The sequence below is a fragment of the Guyparkeria sp. SCN-R1 genome (genome assembly GCF_003932495.1).
In the GTDB taxonomy this organism is placed as follows: domain Bacteria; phylum Pseudomonadota; class Gammaproteobacteria; order Halothiobacillales; family Halothiobacillaceae; genus Guyparkeria.
Genome location: NZ_QZMT01000011.1, coordinates 42,922 through 59,261, shown reverse-complemented (window position 1 = coordinate 59,261; position 16,340 = coordinate 42,922). Strand labels below are relative to the sequence as shown.

Sequence of the window (16,340 nt, the reverse complement as noted above, 5' to 3'; positions counted from 1 at the left end):
CGCAAGGTGGGCGAGTTGAGTTCGCAGGACGATCTGTTCGGTGTCGAGGAAACGGAGCCTCGGGGCGAGCCCCCCTCGGTCTATCGGCCACTGGCCGACCGCCTGCGGCCAAGTCATGTCGATGAATTTGCTGGGCAGGTGCGCGTGGTGGGCGAATCGGCACCGTTGCGTATGGCGATGGAAAAGCGTCAGGCCCATTCCTGCCTGCTCTGGGGGCCTCCCGGCGTAGGCAAGACCACGCTGGCCGGTCTCTACGCCGAGCGTCTGCAAGCAGAAATCGTCTACATGTCTGCAGTCGAGGCGGGGGTGCGTGAACTGCGGGCCGTCATACAGGCGGCGCGTGCACGGCGTCAGTCGTCAGGGCGTCTCACCGTCCTCTTTCTCGATGAAATCCACCGGTTCAACAAGTCGCAACAGGACCAATTGCTTCCTTCGGTGGAGCGGGGCGTGTTGGTCCTGGTCGGCGCGACCACCGAGAACCCCTCGTTTTCGTTGAACAATGCGTTGCTCTCTCGGCTGCGGGTCTACCGCCTGCAGCCCCTGGACGATGCGGCGATGCATGCCTTGCTTGACCGGGCGTTGACGCACCGTGAGGGTGTGCGGGAAACGACGGGTGGGCTGCCGTTGGTGATGGAGCCCGCCATCGCCGATCGACTGGTGGCCGCAGCTGACGGGGATGCGCGACGCCTGCTCACCCTGCTGGAATTGGCCGCGCAACTCGCCGGAGATAATAGCGACGGAACGGCACGCGAGGTGGGCGAAGAGACGCTCGAGGCGCTCCTGAGTCAGTCACCGCGGCGTTTCGACCAGGGTGGAGACGAGTTCTACGATCAGATATCGGCCATGCACAAGGCGATCCGCGGGTCGAATCCGGATGCCGGGGCGTACTGGCTGCTGCGCATGCTCGATGGCGGGGCCGACCCGTCATACCTGGCCCGTCGACTGGTGCGCATTGCCTCCGAGGATATCGGCAATGCCGATCCGCGCGCGTTGACCATGGCGCTGGATGCCTGGACGGCCTTTGATCGTCTCGGTGTGCCCGAAGGCGAGCTGATGCTCACCCAGGCTGCCATGTACCTGGCCGTCGCCCCCAAGAGCAATGCCGTGTACACCGCGCACAAGGCGTTACTGGCCACGGTCAAGCAACGTGGCACCGACCCCGTGCCGATGCACCTGCGCAACGCACCCACGGCCCTCATGGAACGCGAGGGCTGGGGGAAAGGGTATCGCTATGCCCACGATGAGCCGGAGGCCTATGCCGCCGGTGAGACCTACCTGCCCGACGGACTGGTTGGCGAGCGATTCTACACACCGGTCGAACGCGGCCTGGAACGCAGCATCGCCGAGCGGATGCGGTATTGGGACGAACTCGACGACCAGGCCAGTGAGAAACGGGCCCCGGCGTCGTCCGACTCCGCATCCGGCTAAAGGGCCCCGGACCACGACCTCAGCGGTAGGCAATCCCCTCGATAGCCAGCAATCGTGCCTTGATGCGCGTGCCCTGCGCGTAACCACCCAAGCCGTGATTCGCCGCTAGCACGCGGTGACACGGGATCAGTGGTGCCCAAGGGTTGGCGCCCACCGCCTGACCCACGGCCCGCGCGGCCCCCGGCCGGCCCACCTGCTGGGCAAGTTCGCCGTAACCGACCGACTGCCCCCGTGGCACTCGGCACAATGCCGACCACACCGACCGCTGGAATGCAGTTCCTACCCTGGGAAAGCCTGGGTGGGTCGTCCAGTCGAATCGGTTGTCGATACGTGTAGGCCAGCCGCTGAGCTCCCGCCCGACGTCGGTGTATTCGGATGGTAGGGCGCGATTTGGCTTCGGGGCGTCGACCGGGCCTTCTTCCACCTGCATGCGCGCGAGCACCCCATCGGTGAAGGTCAGCCGCACCCAGAGGCTGCCACCGTAGGGTTCATCCGGATGACCGAGGGGAATCAGCGTTTCGTAACTGTCGGCATTCATCACGTATCAGGGGTCGTCAGGCCGGTGCCTTCTTCCGGCGAAAGAGCTTTTCACTGCCGGTCTGCAGCAATTCGAAGAACATCGGGATGAACAAAATTGCCACGTAGGTTGCCAGAATCATCCCGCCCACGATCGGCGTGCCCAGCGAATTGCGGGCCGCCTCGCCCGCGCCGGTCGCCAACGCCAGCGGCAGCACGCCCAGGATGAAGGCCATCGAGGTCATGATCACGGGCCGGAAACGGATGCGAGCGGCCTTGAGCGCAGCGTCCTTGATCGACAGGCCTTCCTCGGTGTGCATCTTGGAGGCGAACTCGACCACCAGGATGGCGTTCTTCGCCGACATCGCGATCAACACCAACATGCCGACCTGGAAGTAGATGTCGATGTTCAAGTCACGCATCCAGATGGCGATCAGCGCGCCGAGCACGGCGAACGGCACGGCGGTGATCACGGCAAAGGGCAGGGACCAACGCTCGTACTGCGCGGCGAGGATCAGGAACACCATGATCACGCCCAGCAAGAAGGCGATCGCGCCGGCGGAGCCACTGGAAAGCTCCTGGAACGCCGACCCGACCCAGCCCAGGGTGTAATCACCGCCGCCGAGCGCTTGGTCGATGACTTCCTGCATGGCGATCAGGGCCTGGCCCGAGGAGTATCCCTCGGCCGCACTGCCCATGATCTTGGCGGATGGGAAAATGTTGAAGCGATCGATCACGTCCGCCCCGGTCGTACGGGTGAGGGTGACCACCGAGCTGATCGGCACGAGTTGTTGATCACCACTGCGTACGAAGACGTTTTCCAGATCCTGAGGATCGGCGCGGAACTCGGCATCTGCCGCCATATTGACCTGGAAATTACGGCCAAACAGCGTGAAGTCATTGATGTAACGAGTGCCGAAGGTGCCTTGCATGGTGCGGAAGACCGCCGCGACCGGCACGTCGAGCGCGTAGGCCTGCTCCCGGTCCACGTCCATGCGGAACTGCGGGGTGTTGTCTACGAAAGTGGTGCGTACCCCTGCCAGTTCCGGTCGCTTGTTGGCGGCGGCGACCAAGGCGTTAGCGGCCTCAGCGAGCGCCTTGACGTCGGCCGAGCCGCGCTGCTGCAGATAGGCCTCGAAGCCACCAGTGGTCGACATGCCACGGATCGGCGGCGGCACGAACGCCATGATCATGCCTTCCTCGATCTGGGTTCCCGCGCCCATGGCCTTCTTGACCGTCGTCTGGACGCTTTGCTCGTCGTCGGGGCGCTCCGACCAGTCCTTGAGCCGCGTGAAGGCCACCCCCTTGTAGGGGCGCTGCGTGCCGGCGAGAAGATCGAAGCCGGCGAAGGCGACTTGCATCTGCACGTCAGGGTTCTCGCGGATCATCGCCGAGTACTCGTCCCGCACTTCCCCCGTGCGAGAGAGGCTCGCCGCCGGGTCCAGATTCAACGTAGAGATGAAGTAGCCCGGGTCCTCTTCGGGGACGAGACCGGTCGGGGTGCTACGGAACATCACCACGGCAGCCACCACGACGCCGGCGAAGATCAGCAAGCCGACCGGCCAGGCGACCAGGAAGAAATGCACGATCTTCATGTAGCCGTCGCGGAAGGCATCGAAGCCCCGGTTAAAGATCCGGAACGGCAGCACCGGCTCCTTCTCCTTGTGATTCTTGAGGAGCAGGGCGGTCATCGACGGGGTGAGCGTCAGGGCGACCACGCCGGAGAGGACCACCGAGATAGACAGGGCCACGGCGAACTGGCGATACATCTCACCGGCAAGCCCCGGGATAAAGGCCACCGGTACGAACACTGCGAGCAACACCAGTGTGGTGGCAACGATTGGCCCAGTCACTTGCTCCATGGCCTTGATCGACGCTTCCCGGGCCTTTAGGCCCTCCTCGCGCATCAGGCGTTCGACGTTCTCGATGACGATGATTGCATCGTCCACCACGATGCCGATTGCCAACACGAAGCCGAACAGGGTCAGCAGGTTGATGGACATGCCGCTGAGGAACAGGCCGGCCAGCGCGCCGATCAGGGCGACCGGTATGGCAATCAGCGGCACGATGGTCGCGCGTGGTTTCTGCAGGAAGATGAAGATCACTAGGGTGACCAGGATCAGTGCCTCGACGAATACCTTGAGCACTTCCTTGATCGAGATACGCACGAAGTCGGTGGTATCCAGCGGAATCTCGTAGCCCATGTCGCCCGGGAATCGCTCGGAGAGTTCTGCCATCTCCTCACGCACCTGGGCCACGGTTTCGAGGGCATTCGCGCCCGGGGCGAGATAGATCCCCATCGGGACGGTGGGCGCGCCGTTATAGGTGGCATTGAAGCCGTAGCGCTGCGACCCGAGTTCAACCTCGGCCACGTCGCTCAGGCGCAGGGTCCCGCCGTCCTCGGATGAGGCGAGGATGATGTTCTGGAATTCCTCGACGTCGGAAAAACGCCCCTGTGAGGTGATGGTGTAGGTGAACGCCTCGCCTTCCTTGTTGGGTGAGTCGTTGAATTTGCCGGCGGCAAACTGGGCGTTCTGTTCACGGATCGCCTCGGCGATGTCGTCCTGGGTGAGGTTGAAGTGCGCCAGTTTCGCGGGGTCGAACCAGACCCGGATGGAATAATCCTGCGCACCGAACAGGCGAGCATCGCCGATGCCGGGCACCCGCTTGAGCGAGTCGAGGATGTTGATCAGGCCGTAGTTGCTTAGGAACTTGGTGTCGAACTGCTCGTTTTCGGAGATCAGCGTGATCACCATCAGCAGCGAGCTGCTCTTCTTGTTCACCACCACGCCCTGGTCCCGCACTTCCTGCGGTAGCTGGGGCAGGGCGCGCTGGACACGGTTGTTGACGTCGATAGTCGCCTGATCGGGGTCGGTACCGGTGGCGAAGGTCACCGAGAGGTTCATCGTGCCCGCATCCGAACTGCCCGACGTCATGTAGAGCATGTCGTCGACGCCGTTGATGGCCTGCTCGAGTGGCGCGGCGACGGACTCGGCCAGAGTGCCGGCGTCGGCGCCGGCATACGTGGCACTCACCTCGACCTCGGGAGGCACGATCTCCGGGTACTGCTCGACGGGCAGCCCGGTGAACGCAGCCCCGCCGGCGATCATGATCACGATCGCCAAGACGGTGGAGAAGATCGGGCGGTCAATGAAGAACTTGGAAAACATCGGTGATCTCCGATGCCCTCGTCGACGAGGGCGTCACGGGCAGGTAGGGTTCGACGAAATGCAGGTGACGATCAGTCGTCCTTGCTTTCACTCGGGTCTTGCGGGTCGACCGGTGCGCCCGGGCGCACCTTGAGCAGTCCGTCGATCACCAACCGATCGCCCGACTCAAGACCGGACAGGATAATGCGTCCCTGGTCGCTCATCGGACCGAGCTCCACGCGGCGCTGGGCGGCCTTGTTCTCGTCGTCGATGACGTATACCACCGTGCTATTGGGCTCTGCACCAGTGCCGATAGCGGTTTCCGGGATGATCACCGCGTCCTCGACCTCGTCGACCTTCAAGCGGACCCGGACGTAACGGTTCGGTCGCAGGACATCCCCGGGGTTGTCGAATACGCCGCGCAACTCGATCGAGTTGGTGCCGCGTTCGATGCTCGCCGAGCGATAATCGAGATTGCCGGTGATCGTTTCACCCTCGGGCCCGGTGATACCGGCGATCTCGGCGGGCGTGGTCCGCTCGGGGGACGGGTTGAGGGCGGTCGTGTCGGCGAAGGGATCGTCAACCGGGTATGAGAGCGTGACCTGGATGGGGTCGATTTCCTCGATGCTGACCAGTCGGTCACCGACGCTGATCAGGTTGCCGGGATCGACGGCACGACGACTAGTAATGCCCGGGATCGGCGCCGATACCGACGTGTAGTCAAGATCAATCTGCGCCGATTCGAGTTGTGCCTCGGCCACCTGGACGGCGGACTGGGCGGTTTCGAGCGCCGAGCGGGCATCATCCCGCTGCTTCTCGCTTGCGACCCCACGATCGAACAGGGAACTGATCCGGCGCCAGTCGCGCTGGGCAGCGGCCAATGTTGCCCGCGCCGAGCTCAGGTCGGCCTCGGCCTCGTTGACCGCGGCACGGAACGGACGGTCGTCGATTTGGAAGAGGGCGTCCCCCGCCTCGACACGAGCCCCCTCGACGTAATCTCGAGACTCGAGAATACCGTTCACCTGGGCGCGGACGTCGACAAAGCGGTTTGCCTCGGTCTGACCAGTATATTCCTTGTAAACGGACGCACTGCTCGGCTCGATCTGGATGACCGGCACCTTGGGGGGTGGTTGGTCACCCTGTTGAGCCTTGGCGGGTAGGCTGGTGGCCAGCATGAGGGCTGCCGGAACCACCGCAGCAACCAGTCGGCGAGTCGTGAGTGTGGAAAGGGCGCGGATCGAGGACATGGGTGATGTACCGTGTCGGCGACAGGTCGGGCCTGCCATGGGTAGGAGCACGTCAATCCGGCGGACGCCAGCAAGGCAGCCGCGGAAAAAAGGTAGTGTACTAATGAATTCGCTCGCCAGCAATCTGGGAACGCCTGCGGCGGCGGGATGTCGCGCCGAGGAGCCTTGAACTTAGGCTAAGCTGGGCGGGAATTCACGTACGGAGGCTCGATCGTGAGCGAGACCATCTTCAGCAAGATCATCAATCGCGAGATTCCGGCGGATATCGTGTTCGAGAACGACCGCATACTGGCGTTTCGAGACATCAATCCCCAGGCGCCGGTACATGTGCTGATCATCCCGAAAAAGTCCATTCCGACAGTCAATGACATCTCGCCCGACGATGCGCCGCTGGTAGGAGAGCTGTTCGTTGTTGCCCATGAGCTTGCCGCCCAGGAAGGTATCGACGAGTCGGGCTACCGCACGGTGTTCAACTGCAACCGTGACGGGGGACAGGAGGTCTACCACCTGCACCTGCATCTGCTTGGCGGGCGCGCGATGCAGTGGCCACCGGGCTGAACCGGGTCAGCCGGGGCTTAGCCGTTCATCTGGGGAACCGCTGCACGATTCGATAGCGTCTCTGCGGGCCGCCAAGGGCCCAGTTGCAAGGCGCAGTTCGCCGTGAATGGCGGGGTCCTTCACAAGGACTGTAACGCCGCAAATGGGCCCTTGGCGGCCCGCCCGTATGGGGCTCGCGGGTTTGGCCGCACTCGGCGTTGCCGCCCCTCGCCGGGCAATGAGCCCGCCTTCGGTACGGCGCCTTGATTGCGAACAAACCCGCCAGCCAGAGGCGCCATCGAATCGTGCAGCGGTTCCCTAGCGCATCGCCTGGTACTGGGCGAGGCGGCGCTCAAGGATGTCGCCATCGGCCACGGCCGCACGCACCGCGCACCCTGGTTCGTTGATGTGACGACAGTCGTTGAAACGGCAGTAGGCCGACGCGGCGTGGATCTCGGGGAAACCCTCATCCAGGGCGGCTGAGGGCACTTCCTCGACCGGGAAATCCCGCACACCGGGGGCGTCGATCAGCCCACCGTCGCCATCCGGAAATCGGTAGAGCGTGCTGGCACGCGTGGTGTGGGTGCCTTCGCGGTTGAACGTCGAGATTTCGCCGATGGCCGCCTGATCGGCACTGGGGGTAACCTCCCGCGACAAGGACGTCTTGCCCACCCCTGACAACCCAACCATCAGCGTGATTTGTTCATGGAGCCGGCTGCGAAGCGCCTCGATGCCCTCGCCGGACTTCACCGAGGTACGAATGACCTCGAAACCCAGCGACTCCCACAGGGCGATGTTTTCCTCGATGCTGCGGCGCTCGCCGGCGGGCAGGCCGGGCAAGAGATCGACCTTGTTGAGCACGATCACAGGCGTGGCTGGCAGGGCAAAAACGGCCACCAGGGTGCGTTCGACCACGTCCGGGTTCATCCAGGGCAACACCGAGGTGATGACCATCACCTGGTCGATATTGGCGGCCATCATCTTCTTTTTGCCGTAGGCGTCCGGACGGATCAGCAGGTTCCGGCGGTCCTCGCGCTGCTCGATCATCACGTTACCTTGCTCGTCGCAGTGCCAGCGGATGCGGTCGCCCGTGGTCAGGCGACCCACCGTCCGCCGGGCGCGACCACGGTGAAGCTGGTGATCACTGTCCTCGATCAACAGGTCATGGCCGTGATGGGTCACCACGATGCCCGGAGAGAGCGAGGTCTCGGCCTGGTCATCGACGCGCCGCCGGCGGTCGATATGGCGTTGCTGCTGTTTGCTCAGGCGAATCTTTCGAGTCATGCCGCTAGCTCAAAGCAGGAAGAGGGTGGCGAGCCCCAGGAAGATGAAGAAACCGCCCGAGTCGGTGATCGCGGTAATCATGACCGCGCTGCCGAGCGCCGGATCGCGGCCCATGCGGGTGCGCAGGATGGGGATGGTGACGCCGAAGAAGGCGGCGCTCAGGAAGTTGAGGCTTACCGCCGCGACCATGACCGCGGAAACCCCGGCGTTCTGGTACATCAGGAAGGTGACCAGGCCGAGGACCCCGCCCCAGACGACCCCGTTGATCAGTGCGACCTTGAGCTCCTTGCCGTAAAGCAGGCGGATATCACCGCCACCGAGCTTCCGGAAGGCCAGTTCCCTCACGATCATGGTGATGGTCTGGTTGCCGACGTTGCCGCCCATGCCCGCGACGATCGGCATCAGGACGGCCAGTGCCACCAGTTCCTGGATCGAGCCCTCGAACAGGCCGATGACCTGCGCGGCGACGATCGCCGTAACAAGATTCACGGCCAGCCAGGGGGCGCGGTTCTTCACCGACTTGCGCACTGGCGCGAAGATGTCCTCTTCCTCGGAAAGGCCGACCTGGGAGAGTCGCTCCTCGTCGGAGGACTCGCGAATGAAATCGACCACCGCGTCGATGGTGACCCGGCCGACCAGTCGGTCGACCTCATCGACCACCGGCGCACTAACCAGGTCGTAGCGCTCGAAGGCATCCGCGCCATCACGTGCCTTGTCCTCGGGGTGAAAGCGCACCGCGTCGGCTTCCATCACATCGGCCACGACCGTTTCCGGGTCGTTGAGCAACAAGGTCTTCAGATGGATCACGCCCTCGAATAACCCGTCGCGATCGGTGACGAACAGTTTGTCGGTGTGATCCGGCAACGAGTCCATTCGCCGCAGGTAGCGCAGCGCCACCTCGATGGTCACGTCGCCTCGGACCGTGACCAGGTCGAAGTCCATCAACGCGCCGATGGTGTCCTCGTCGTAGGACATGACGAAGCGCAGCTTCTCGCGATCGTCGATCGGCAGGGCGGTGAAGACGTCCTGCATCATCCCTTCGGGGAGATCGGGGGCCAGGTCGGCGAGTTCGTCGGTGTCGAGGGTGGAGGCGGCGTTGAGGATCTCCTCGCGATCCATCACCTCGATCAGGGTGTCCCGGACCGAATCGGATACCTCGAGTAGCACCTCGCCGTCGCGATCGGAATGGACCAGTTCCCAGATGATCAGGCGCTCGTCCTGCGGCAGGGATTCGAGCACCTTGGCCACGTCGGCGGAGTGTAGCCGTTCGATCTTTTGCGCCAGCTGCGCCAGGTCGTGCTTGGCCAGATCCGACAGGAGGGCGAATCCATCCCCCGCATCGCTGCCCGGGTCGGTCCTCGTCTCCTGAGAGAGCGTGTCGCGGATCTCGTGGATCAGCGAATCGAGCTCTTCTTGGCGATCAATGTCAGTGAGTTCGGCCATGAACGTGGAAATCCGGGGCAATTCGGAGGCAGGCGGTGGCTGCCGTCGAGGATGGATGAGCCGGCGGCCAGTATAGCGGACACCAGGCGCCTCCGGGCAGGGTGGTCCGCGCAAGGCGCGGCTGCGTGCTTGCATTGACGTGCTAGGCTTCTCGGCGCCTCGCTTGCCACGGTTGCCATCAATTTAGGAGAGAGTCCATGCACGCCCCGGAAGACAATCTGATCTGGATCGATCTCGAGATGACCGGGCTCGATCCGGTCCGAGACACGATTATCGAGATTGCGACCCTGGTGACCGACAAGCACCTGAATGTCCTGGCCGAAGGGCCGGTGGTAGCGATTCACCAGCCCGAGGCCAAGCTCGCCGGAATGGATGAATGGAACCAGCGTGTGCATGGGCAGAGCGGGCTGATCGAACGTGTGCGCCAGAGCGACTGTGATCTGCGTTGCGGCGAGACGCGGACGCTGGACTTTCTCCGCCAGTATGTCCCGGAAGGCAAGTCGCCGATGTGTGGCAACAGCATCTGTCAGGATCGTCGGTTCCTCGCTCGGTTGATGCCGGAGCTCGAGGCGTATTTCCACTACCGCAACCTGGATGTGTCGACTATCAAGGAACTTGCTCGTCGCTGGCAGCCGGAGGTGCTGGCCGGTTACCGCAAGAACTCGAATCACCAGGCGATGGACGACATTCGGGGTTCGGTGGCCGAGCTGTCGCACTACCGTGCCGGCTTTTTCAAGCTCTAGGTCACGCCTCGTCACAACGGGTTGGTAGACTTTGCCGCATTCGCAACCAAAACCTTTGGAATCGGACAGAAGATCATGAGCACACGAGTCGGGATTGTTGGCGTCAACGGCCGCATGGGGCGTCGCTTGATCGAGGCGGCCCACCAGGGTGGTCAGACACAGATGGGTGCGGCGTTCGCTCGCAGTGGCAGTCCGCTGATCGGCCAGGACGCTGGCCAGATCGCCGGGATCGGGCAGATCGGCGTGCCGGTGGTCGCCGATCTGGCCGGCCACGGTGACGATTTCGACGTGCTGATCGATTTCACCTCGATCGACGCGACGATGCGTCATCTCGAGATCTGCCGAGAGGCCGGACGGGCCATCGTTATTGGCACCACCGGGCTCTCCGATGCGCAAAAGGAAACGCTGCAGGTCGCTGCCCGCGATATTCCAGTCGTCTTCGCTCCCAACATGAGCATTGGGATTAACGTGCTGCTTCAGGTGCTCGGGCAGGTCGCCTCGATGCTGGGCGACGACTACGACGTCGAGATCATCGAGGCGCATCATCGTCACAAGGTCGATGCGCCGTCCGGCACGGCCTTGCGGCTCGGTGAAGCGGTCGCCGACTCGCTCGAACGAGACCTGCAGAAAGTGGCCATCTACGGTCGAGAGGGCATCACGGGTGAGCGGTCCGCTGAGACCATCGGTTTCTCGACGATTCGGGGAGGCGACGTGGTCGGCGACCACACGGTGCTGTTCGCCGGCATCGGCGAGCGTGTTGAGATCACCCACAAGGCCTCGAGCCGGATGACATTCGCCAAGGGCGCCGTCCGGGCCGCTCAATGGGTGGCGGACAAGCCCGCCGGACTCTACGACATGAGCCACGTGCTGGGTCTCAAACCGGTCTGATCTCCCGGCAAATCGGCGCGGGGTGGTTCAGGGAACGCCCCGATTAGGCGCCTGTCGCCGTGGACAGCATCGGGGCGTTTCAGTCATAATTGCGCCCCGAAACCGAGGGGTGCCGGCTGCCTCGGCGGCCAGCGCCAACTCGGGCGGGGCGACACGACAAATCTGTGGGGGAAAGTTCTTGGATAGCACGGTCTCAGACGCGAACACCGGGCTCCCGGCCAATACGGCGCTCCTGGCTCTTGAAGACGGGAGCGTTTTTTACGGCACCTCCATCGGGGCCGATGGGGAATCGGTGGGCGAGGTGGTGTTCAACACCGCAATGACGGGCTATCAGGAGATTCTCACCGACCCGTCCTACTGCCGTCAGATCGTGACCCTCACCTACCCGCACATCGGCAATGTCGGCACCAATGCCGAAGACGCCGAATCCGACTCGGTCCACGTCGCCGGTTTGGTGGTTCGTGATTCCGGTCAGATGAGCTCCTGGCGTGGCGAACAATCCCTCGAAGACTACTGCCGTGAGCATGGTGTGGTCGCCATCTCGGAGATCGACACCCGCGAGCTGACTCGGCGCCTACGCGACCAGGGTGCCATGAAGGGCTGCATCGTCGCCGGCGGCGAGCTCGATGCCACCGCCGCGGTGGTGAAGGCCCAGGGCTTCGCGGGCCTCGCCGGCATGGACCTGATCCCCGAGGTCGGCACCCGCGAGCTGCGCGAATGGACCGCCGGTTCCTGGTGGGTGGACGAGGCGGATCGGCCAGCCGCGACCCGCCACGTGGTCGCCTACGATTACGGTTTCAAGCAAAACATCCTGCGCAAGCTGGTCGATCGCGGTTGCCGCATCACGCTGTTCCCGGCCGACGCACCGGTCGAGAAGCTGCTGGCGGCCAACCCCGACGGCATCCTGGTCGGCAATGGCCCGGGTGATCCGGCGGCCTGCACCAAGGCGATCGCCGATATCGAGCGCGTGCTCGAGACCGGCATCCCCCTGTTCGGCATCTGCCTGGGACACCAGCTGTTGGCCCTGGCCAGCGGCGCGAAGACCAGCAAGATGAAGTTCGGCCACCATGGGGCGAACCACCCGGTCCAGGATATCGGCAGCAAGCGTGTGCTGATCTCCAGCCAGAACCACGGCTTCGCGGTCGAGGAGGACAGCCTGCCGGCCCATCTCGAGGCCACGCATCGGTCTCTGTTCGACGGCAGCCTGCAGGGCATCCGCCGTACCGACTGTCCGGCCTTCAGTTTCCAGGGCCACCCCGAGGCGAGCCCCGGGCCGCATGACCTCGACCTGCTGTTCGATCAGTTCGTCGAGAGCATCGACGCCCGTCGCTGAGCCGCCTTTCCAGAATAACCAACTGCCCAGTCACGGCTGGCAGGTGAGTCGAGCATGCCAAAGAGAAACGATATTCAAAGTGTGTTGATCATCGGCGCGGGGCCGATCGTGATCGGTCAGGCCTGCGAGTTCGACTATTCCGGGGCCCAGGCCTGCAAGGCGCTGCGCGAGGAGGGCCTGCGGGTCATCCTGATCAACTCGAACCCGGCAACGATCATGACCGACCCGGAGATGGCCGATGCGACCTACATCGAGCCGATCACCTGGGAGGCGGTCAGCGCGATTATCGAGAAGGAACGGCCGGATGCCGTCCTGCCGACCATGGGCGGTCAGACCGCGCTCAACTGTGCGTTGGATCTCTACCGGCACGGCGTGCTCGACCGCTTCGGCTGCGAGTTGATCGGCGCAAGCCAGGACGCCATCGACATGGCCGAGGATCGTGACCGCTTCAAGGACGCGATGACCGAGATCGGCCTGTCGACCCCGCTCTCGACCGTGGTGCATACCTTCGACGCCGCGGTCGCCGCTCAGGTGGAGATCGGTTTTCCGGCGATCATCCGCCCGTCGTTCACCATGGGCGGAACCGGTGGCGGCATCGCCTACAACCGCGAAGAATACGAGGAACTGGTTCGGCGCGGGCTGGATCTCTCGCCGACCAATGAGCTGTTGATCGAACAGTCAGTGCTCGGCTGGAAGGAATACGAGATGGAGGTCGTGCGTGACAAGAACGACAACTCCATCATCATCTGCTCGATCGAGAACCTCGATCCGATGGGCGTGCACACCGGTGACTCGATCACCGTTGCCCCGGCGCAGACCCTGACCGACAAGGAATACCAGGTGATGCGCAACGCCTCGCTCGCGGTGTTGCGCAAGATCGGGGTGGAAACCGGCGGCTCGAACGTGCAGTTCGCCGTCAATCCGGCAAACGGCGACATGATCGTCATCGAGATGAACCCGCGGGTGTCGCGTTCATCCGCGCTGGCCTCGAAGGCCACCGGCTTCCCGATCGCCAAGGTCGCTGCGAAGCTCGCCATCGGTTACACGCTCGATGAACTGAAAAACGACATCACCAGCGGCGCGACCCCGGCCTCGTTCGAGCCGACCATCGACTACGTCGTCACCAAGATCCCGCGCTTTACCTTCGAGAAGTTCCCGGCCGCCAACGACCGCCTCACCACGCAGATGAAGTCGGTCGGCGAGGTGATGTCGATCGGCCGGACGTTCAGCGAATCCTTGCAGAAGGGGTTGCGCGGTCTGGAAATCGGTCGTGACGGTCTGGACGAAGTGCTGGAGGGCAGCCTCTCGGATGACGACATCGAGGACCGTCTGGTGCGCGAACTGCACTCGCCGGGTGCCGATCGGCTCTGGTACGTCGCCGACGCGTTCCGTCATGGCTTCGACGTCGAACGTATCCACCGTCACTCGTTCATCGACCCGTGGTTCCTCCGGCAGATCGAACACCTGGTGCGCACCGAGGAATCACTGCGCGGGGGACGCCTCAAGGAGATCAGCACCGCCCAGATGTACCAGCTCAAGCGTCTGGGTTTCTCGGACGCGCGGCTGGCCAAGCTGCTCGACGAAACCGAGAGCACCGTGCGCAAGCACCGTCACGCGCTGGGTGTGCGTCCGGTCTACAAACGTGTCGACACCTGCGCGGCCGAATTCCCGACTTCCACGGCGTACATGTACTCGACCTACGAGCCGTTCTGTGAGGCCGAGCCGTCCAACCGCGACAAGATCATGATCCTCGGTGGCGGGCCGAACCGCATCGGTCAGGGGATCGAGTTCGACTATTGCTGCGTTCACGCGGCTCTCGCCCTGCGCGAAGATGGGTACGAGACCATCATGGTCAACTGCAACCCGGAAACGGTATCGACCGACTACGACATCTCGGATCGACTGTATTTCGAGTCGCTGACACTCGAGGACGTGCTCGAGATCATCGAGGTCGAGCAGCCGCGTGGCGTGGTGGTCCAGTTTGGCGGGCAGACACCACTCAAGCTCGCGCGTGACCTCGAGAAGGCCGGCGCGCCGATCATCGGCACCACGCCAGATGCCATCGACCGGGCCGAGGATCGGGAGCGGTTCCAGGACATGATCCACAAGCTGGATCTCAAGCAGCCGCCAAACCGCACCGCGAAGTCGGCCGACCAGGCCATTCATCTCGCCGCCGAGATCGGTTACCCGCTCGTGGTGCGTCCGTCCTACGTGCTCGGCGGTCGTGCCATGGAGATCGTCCACGACGAGGACGGGCTCAAGCGATACATTCGCGACGCGGTCAAGGTGTCCAACGAGTCACCGGTCCTGCTCGATCGCTTCCTCGACGATGCCACCGAGATGGACATCGACGCCGTCTGTGACGGCGAGGACGTGGTGATCGGCGGGTTGATGGAACACATCGAGATGGCCGGGGTCCACTCGGGTGATTCGGCCTGCTCGCTGCCGCCGTACACGGTGCCGCGGTCGGTGCAGGATCGGGTCCGCGAACAGATCAAGGCGATGGCACGCGAGCTGAACGTCGTTGGCCTAATGAACACCCAGGTCGCCATCCAGGGTGACGATATCTTCATCATCGAGGTCAATCCGCGTGCCTCACGCACCGTGCCGTTTGTCTCGAAGGCCGTCGGCGTTCCGCTCGCGCAGGTGGCCGCCCGCACGATGGCCGGTGTGAGCCTCAAACGCCAGGGCATCACCTCCGAGCGGATCCCGCCGTTCTACTCGGTCAAGGAGGCCGTGTTCCCGTTCATCAAGTTCGCCGGTGTCGATCCGCTGCTCGGCCCCGAGATGAAATCGACCGGCGAGGTGATGGGTGTCGGTCGCGAATTCGGTGAGGCCTTTGCCAAGGCACAGGCCGGGGCGAGCAACTCCCTGCCATTGTCGGGCACCGCCTTCATTTCCGTGCGCAAGCAGGACTACAAGGGGATGCTGCCGGTCGCCAAGGCCCTGGTGGAATGGGGCTTCTCGCTGGTCGCCACGCGCGGCACGGCGCGTTTCCTGGAAGAGAACGGCCTGGCGGTGACCACGGTCAACAAGGTAACCGAGGGACGACCGAACGTGGTGGACACGATCAAGAACCGCGAGATCGCGATGATCGTGAACACCACCTCGAACAGTCAGCAATCGCGCAGCGATTCCTACGAGATCCGACGTGAAGCGCTGCATTACCGCATCCCGTACTTCACCACCCTGGCCGGTGCCGAGGCGATGGCGCTGGCACTGAAATATCTGCACCAGCCGGTCACGGTCAACCGGCTGCAGGACCTGCATCAGGAGTGCGTTGTATGAATCAGACCCCGATGACGGCCGCCGGTGCGGCGGCCCTGGAGGAAGAGCTCAAGCGGCTGCGCGGTGTCGAGCGTCCCCGCATCATCGCGGCGATCGCCGAGGCGCGCGAGCTGGGCGATCTCAAGGAAAACGCCGAATATCATGCTGCCCGTGAGGAGCAGGGCTTCGTCGAGGGTCGGATCAAGGAGATCGAGGCGAAGCTGTCGCATGCGCAGATCATCGATGTCACCCGCATGCCGCCAGGAGACAAGGTGATCTTCGGCGCCACGGTCGAGCTCCTCGATCTGGATACCGACTCCGAGATTCGCTACAAGATCGTCGGCGACGACGAGGCGGACATCAAGAAGGACCTTGTCTCTATCCATTCGCCGATCGCCCGCGCCCTCATCGGCAAGTCGGTTGGCGACGAGGTCACCTTTAATGCCCCGGGAGGCAAGACCCGGACCTTCGAGATCGTCGAGGTCGAGTACATCGCCTGACACGC

12 protein-coding genes are annotated in these 16,340 nt (G+C 63.6%); 7 read left to right on the top strand and 5 right to left on the bottom strand.

From position 1 onward, the window contains the following. The first annotated feature begins 15 nt into the window (after nt 1-15). Nucleotides 16-1,428 carry a replication-associated recombination protein A gene (locus D5687_RS07570; RefSeq protein ID WP_204742165.1) on the top strand — a complete coding sequence of 471 codons (1,413 nt, stop codon included), beginning with the start codon at nt 16-18 and terminating at the stop codon, nt 1,426-1,428. 19 nt (nt 1,429-1,447) lie between these two features. On the opposite strand, the gene D5687_RS07565 is transcribed toward D5687_RS07570, so the two are convergent. The 3 genes from D5687_RS07565 to D5687_RS07555 all read right to left on the bottom strand — a co-directional run bounded on the left by D5687_RS07565 (nt 1,448) and on the right by D5687_RS07555 (nt 6,340). Continuing rightward, nucleotides 1,448-1,966, bottom strand: coding sequence for an MGMT family protein (locus tag D5687_RS07565; protein WP_125199169.1), 519 nt, complete (start codon nt 1,964-1,966; stop codon nt 1,448-1,450). Between the two features lie 16 nt (nt 1,967-1,982). Next, nucleotides 1,983-5,114, bottom strand: coding sequence for an efflux RND transporter permease subunit (locus D5687_RS07560; RefSeq protein WP_125199168.1), 3,132 nt, complete (start codon nt 5,112-5,114; stop codon nt 1,983-1,985). A gap of 71 nt (nt 5,115-5,185) precedes the next feature. Beyond that, nucleotides 5,186-6,340 carry an efflux RND transporter periplasmic adaptor subunit gene (locus tag D5687_RS07555; RefSeq protein WP_158611810.1) on the bottom strand — a complete coding sequence of 385 codons (1,155 nt, stop codon included), beginning with the start codon at nt 6,338-6,340 and terminating at the stop codon, nt 5,186-5,188. Between the two features lie 213 nt (nt 6,341-6,553). Here D5687_RS07555 and D5687_RS07550 point away from each other — a divergent pair, with 213 nt between their 5' ends. Then, nucleotides 6,554-6,898, top strand: a complete 345-nt coding sequence (locus D5687_RS07550; RefSeq protein WP_125199166.1) for a histidine triad nucleotide-binding protein — start codon at nt 6,554-6,556, stop codon at nt 6,896-6,898. Nucleotides 6,899-7,195: 297 nt separating this feature from the next. On the opposite strand, the gene rsgA is transcribed toward D5687_RS07550, so the two are convergent. Next, nucleotides 7,196-8,161, bottom strand: coding sequence for a ribosome small subunit-dependent GTPase A (rsgA, locus tag D5687_RS07545; protein ID WP_125199165.1), 966 nt, complete (start codon nt 8,159-8,161; stop codon nt 7,196-7,198). Nucleotides 8,162-8,170: 9 nt separating this feature from the next. Beyond that, nucleotides 8,171-9,604, bottom strand: a complete 1,434-nt coding sequence (gene mgtE, locus D5687_RS07540; RefSeq protein ID WP_125199164.1) for a magnesium transporter — start codon at nt 9,602-9,604, stop codon at nt 8,171-8,173. A gap of 197 nt (nt 9,605-9,801) precedes the next feature. On the opposite strand from mgtE, the gene orn reads away from it, so the two are divergent. The 5 genes from orn to greA all read left to right on the top strand — a co-directional run bounded on the left by orn (nt 9,802) and on the right by greA (nt 16,335). Then, on the top strand, nt 9,802-10,347 hold the full coding sequence (gene orn, locus D5687_RS07535) for an oligoribonuclease (RefSeq protein ID WP_125199163.1): 546 nt from the start codon (nt 9,802-9,804) through the stop codon (nt 10,345-10,347). Between the two features lie 75 nt (nt 10,348-10,422). Continuing rightward, on the top strand, nt 10,423-11,235 hold the full coding sequence (dapB, locus tag D5687_RS07530; RefSeq protein ID WP_125199162.1) for a 4-hydroxy-tetrahydrodipicolinate reductase: 813 nt from the start codon (nt 10,423-10,425) through the stop codon (nt 11,233-11,235). 178 nt (nt 11,236-11,413) lie between these two features. Beyond that, nucleotides 11,414-12,568, top strand: a complete 1,155-nt coding sequence (gene carA, locus D5687_RS07525; protein ID WP_125199161.1) for a glutamine-hydrolyzing carbamoyl-phosphate synthase small subunit — start codon at nt 11,414-11,416, stop codon at nt 12,566-12,568. Nucleotides 12,569-12,622: 54 nt separating this feature from the next. Continuing rightward, nucleotides 12,623-15,856 carry a carbamoyl-phosphate synthase large subunit gene (gene carB / locus D5687_RS07520; RefSeq protein WP_125199160.1) on the top strand — a complete coding sequence of 1,078 codons (3,234 nt, stop codon included), beginning with the start codon at nt 12,623-12,625 and terminating at the stop codon, nt 15,854-15,856. Next, nucleotides 15,853-16,335: a transcription elongation factor GreA gene (gene greA, locus D5687_RS07515; protein WP_125199159.1), complete on the top strand. Its 483-nt coding sequence runs from the start codon at nt 15,853-15,855 to the stop codon at nt 16,333-16,335. The genes carB and greA overlap by 4 nt, the downstream gene beginning before the upstream one ends. Nucleotides 16,336-16,340 lie beyond the last annotated feature (5 nt).